2 protein-coding genes and 1 pseudogene are annotated in these 3327 nt (G+C 64.5%); 1 reads left to right on the forward strand and 2 read right to left on the reverse strand.

Annotation, left to right across the window (positions count from 1 at the left end):
• The first annotated feature begins 5 nt into the window (after nucleotides 1-5).
• A complete protein-coding gene (locus tag VL973_RS13335; protein WP_325284519.1) occupies nucleotides 6-1964 on the forward strand; it encodes a M13 family metallopeptidase in 1959 nt (652 codons plus the stop codon).
• Nucleotides 1965-2080: 116 nt separating this feature from the next.
• Here the strand turns inward: VL973_RS13335 and VL973_RS13340 are convergent, their stop codons facing one another.
• Both VL973_RS13340 and VL973_RS13345 read right to left on the reverse strand, forming a co-directional pair.
• Nucleotides 2081-3046: a family 43 glycosylhydrolase gene (locus VL973_RS13340; RefSeq protein WP_325284518.1), complete on the reverse strand. Its 966-nt coding sequence runs from the start codon at nucleotides 3044-3046 to the stop codon at nucleotides 2081-2083.
• Nucleotides 3046-3327: pseudogene (locus VL973_RS13345) on the reverse strand (TonB-dependent receptor); the annotation flags it as partial. The gene VL973_RS13340 and the pseudogene VL973_RS13345, both read right to left, overlap by 1 nt.

Genomic DNA, 3327 nt, shown 5'->3' on the forward strand with positions numbered 1-3327 from the left:
GCCCGGTGACGCCGGCGCCCGCCGGGAAGCCGCAACTCGGCACGTTCGGTTTCGACGTTGCCGGCATGGATCGCTCGATCGCACCCGGCGCCGATTTCTATGGCCATGCCAACGGCACCTGGGCCGCCAACACGCCGATCCCGGCGGACAAGTCGAATTACGGCATGTTCACTGTGCTGGCCGACCTGTCGACCGAACGCACGCGCACGCTGCTGGATGAGGCGCGGGCAAAGGGCGAGTCGAAGATCGGCACCGCTTATGCCAGCTATCTCGACCGGCAGGCGATCGACGCCAAGGGGCTGGGACCGATCCAGCCGTGGCTGGGCAAAATCAAGGCGCTGAACGGCAAGGCCGGCTATCCCGCGCTGCTGGCAGAGGCCGATCGCATGGGCATAAGCGGGCCGATCGGCAGTTATGTCGGACAGGACGACAAGGCGCCCGAAACCTATATCGTCACCATGTTCCAGGGCGGCCTGGGGATGCCCGACCGCGATTATTACCTGTCGAGCGACGCCAAGCTGGTCGAGACGCGCACCGCCTATCTGGCCCATCTGGCCCGATTGCTGACGCTGGCGGGTGAGGACAATGCCGCGGCGCGGGCCAAGGCGATCCTCGATTTCGAAACGGGCATCGCGCGCGCGCACTGGACGCGGATCGACAGCCGCGACAGCGACAAGACCTATAACAAGATGACGATGACCCAACTGGCGCAAACGGCGCCTGGCTTTGACTTTGCGTCCTATTTCAAGGGGATCGGGGCGCCGGTTCAGGAACTGATCGTTGCCCAGCCGACGGCGGTCACGGGCGAGGCGCGACTGATCGCGGCCACGCCGGTCGCGGTGCTGCGCGACCAGTTGATGGTCCGCAGCCTTGAAAGCTACGCCGATGTGCTGCCGAGCGCGATCGACGAGGCGGTGTTCGCGTTCGAGGGCACCATCCTGTCGGGCACGCCTGAGCAGGAGGACCGCTGGAAGCGCGCCGTGGCCTTCACCAGCGAAGCGCTGGCCGACGAAGTGAGCCAGGTCTATGTCGCTCGCTATTTCCCGCCCGAAACCAAGGCGGCCGCCGACGAACTGGTGAAGAACGTGATCGCGGCAATGGATGCCCGGATCGATCAGCTTGACTGGATGGCGCCGGAGACCAAGGTCAAGGCGCATGAAAAGCTGGCCGCTTTCACGCCCAAGATCGGCTATCCAGACCGCTGGCGCGATTATTCGAACCTGGAAATCGTCGCGGGTGACGCATTCGGCAACAAGGTGCGCGCCGCCGAATGGGCGCATAACTGGAATGTCGGCCATCTCGGCAAGCCGCTTCAGCGCTGGGAATGGGGCATGACGCCGATGACGGTCAACGCCTATGCCAATTTCGGCATGGTCGAGATCGTGTTCCCCGCCGCGATCCTCCAGCCGCCCTTCTTCGATCCCAACGCCGACCCGGCTGTCAATTATGGCGGCATCGGCGCGGTGATCGGCCACGAACTGAGCCATCATTTCGACGATCAGGGCGCAAAGTATAACGCCGAGGGGCGCCTGACCGACTGGTGGACTCCGGCCGATGTCGCGTCGTTCAAGCAGCGCACCGACTCGCTGGTCGCGCAATATGACGCCTATGAGCCGTTGCCGGGCATGAAGGTGAAGGGCGCGCTGACGCTGGGTGAGAATGTCGCCGATCTGGCCGGCCTGACGGTCGCGCATGATGCTTATATGGCTTCGCTGAACGGCAAGGCGCCGCCGGTGATCGATGGCTTCACCGCCGATCAGCGCTTCTATCTTGGCTGGGCACAGGTTTGGCGGCGCAATTACCGGGAGGCCAATTTGCGCCAGCGGCTGCTGACCGATCCCCATGCACCGTCGCAGCAGCGCGCATGGATCGTCCGCAACCTCGACCCCTGGTATCCCGCGTTCAAGCCCGCGGCGGGATCGAAGCTGTTTCTGACCCCTGAACAGCGCGTTCGGATCTGGTGACGAGGGCAGTGGCGGGTCGCTTGCCGATCCGTCACGCCAAAAAAAGACCCGGCGGGATGAGCCGCCGGGTCGTCAGTGGTGGGCGGGATCGGGGAGAGGCGCCCGCCCGGTTGCCGTCAACGCGCGGCGGCAAGTGTGGGCGCTGCGGCGCCATCGGTCATGGCGATCGGCCGGATGCTGCCATCGGGCGCATAGCGAATGCGTTCGATGGCGATCTGCCGCTCGCCCTTATAGGGTTCGGGTGACGCGGGGTTTTCCCAGCGGTGATAGACGATCAGCGTCTCGCCACCCGGCGTTTCCACAAAGCTGTGATGGCCCGGTCCCTTGTGCGTCGCGTCGCTGGACAGGATTCGCCCGCGATACTGCCACGGCCCGGTCGGCGACGACGCGGTGGCATAGTGCACCGAATAGCTCGCGCCGTTGAAGCGGCCATGGCTGTAGGACAGGTAATAGGTGCCGTCGCGTTCGTGCATGAACGCGCCCTCGGTGAACTGCGGCGGCTGTTCGACGGCTACTTCGCGCTTGATCGACACCATGTCGGGGTTGAGTTCGAACACCCGCAACGTCGATCCCGCGCTGCCGCCGGCATAGAAATAGGGCGTGCCGCTTTTGGGGTCGACAAACACCATCGGATCGATCGCCTCGAACCCCTTGCGTCCGGTCAGAAGTGGCTTGCCGCTATCGCGATACGGACCCTCGGGCCGGTCGGCGACGGCGACGCCGATATGGCTGGGCTTGGGCGTGTTCGGTCCCAGCGAATAATAGAGATACCATTTGCCATTCGCCTGCGCGACGCCGGGCGCCCACAGGAAGCGTTCGGGCGCCCCGTCGTCACGCCGCCACTTGATCTGGTCGCGTCGCAGCAATTCGCCGCGGTCGCGCCAGTTCTTGAGGTCGGTGGAGGAAAAGGCGTGGAACCGATCGGCATCCCACGCCCCGACCGGCCCGCCCGTGGGGAATACCCACATCTCGTCGCCGATCATCAGCGCGTGCGGGTCGGCGCCCTGGAACTGGGGGTTGTCGGCCAGCGCCGGGACCGAAACGCCCAGCGCCAGCGCTGCGATAAGTGCAAGCCGCCGCATCAGAAGCGCGCCCGGAAACCGACAGCATAGATGCTGTCGTCTGTCCGCGTATCGCGGATGAAGTAATCCTGGTTGATATAGCTTTGATAGCGTGAACGAAGCACGTTGGTCCCCTCTACCGTCAAGGTAAGTTCCGGCGTCACGTCATAGGCAAGGCTGAAGTCGAGACGGCCGTTGGGGCGAACATAGTTCAGCCACACCGGCTGGTCGACTGGGCGAACATCGCCTGCCCCGGTTCGGTTCTCGTCAAAATAATCGGAGCGGTAGGTATAGACCACGCG

The organism is Sphingomonas sp., from assembly GCF_035490575.1.
In the GTDB taxonomy this organism is placed as follows: Bacteria; Pseudomonadota; Alphaproteobacteria; order Sphingomonadales; family Sphingomonadaceae; genus Sphingomonas.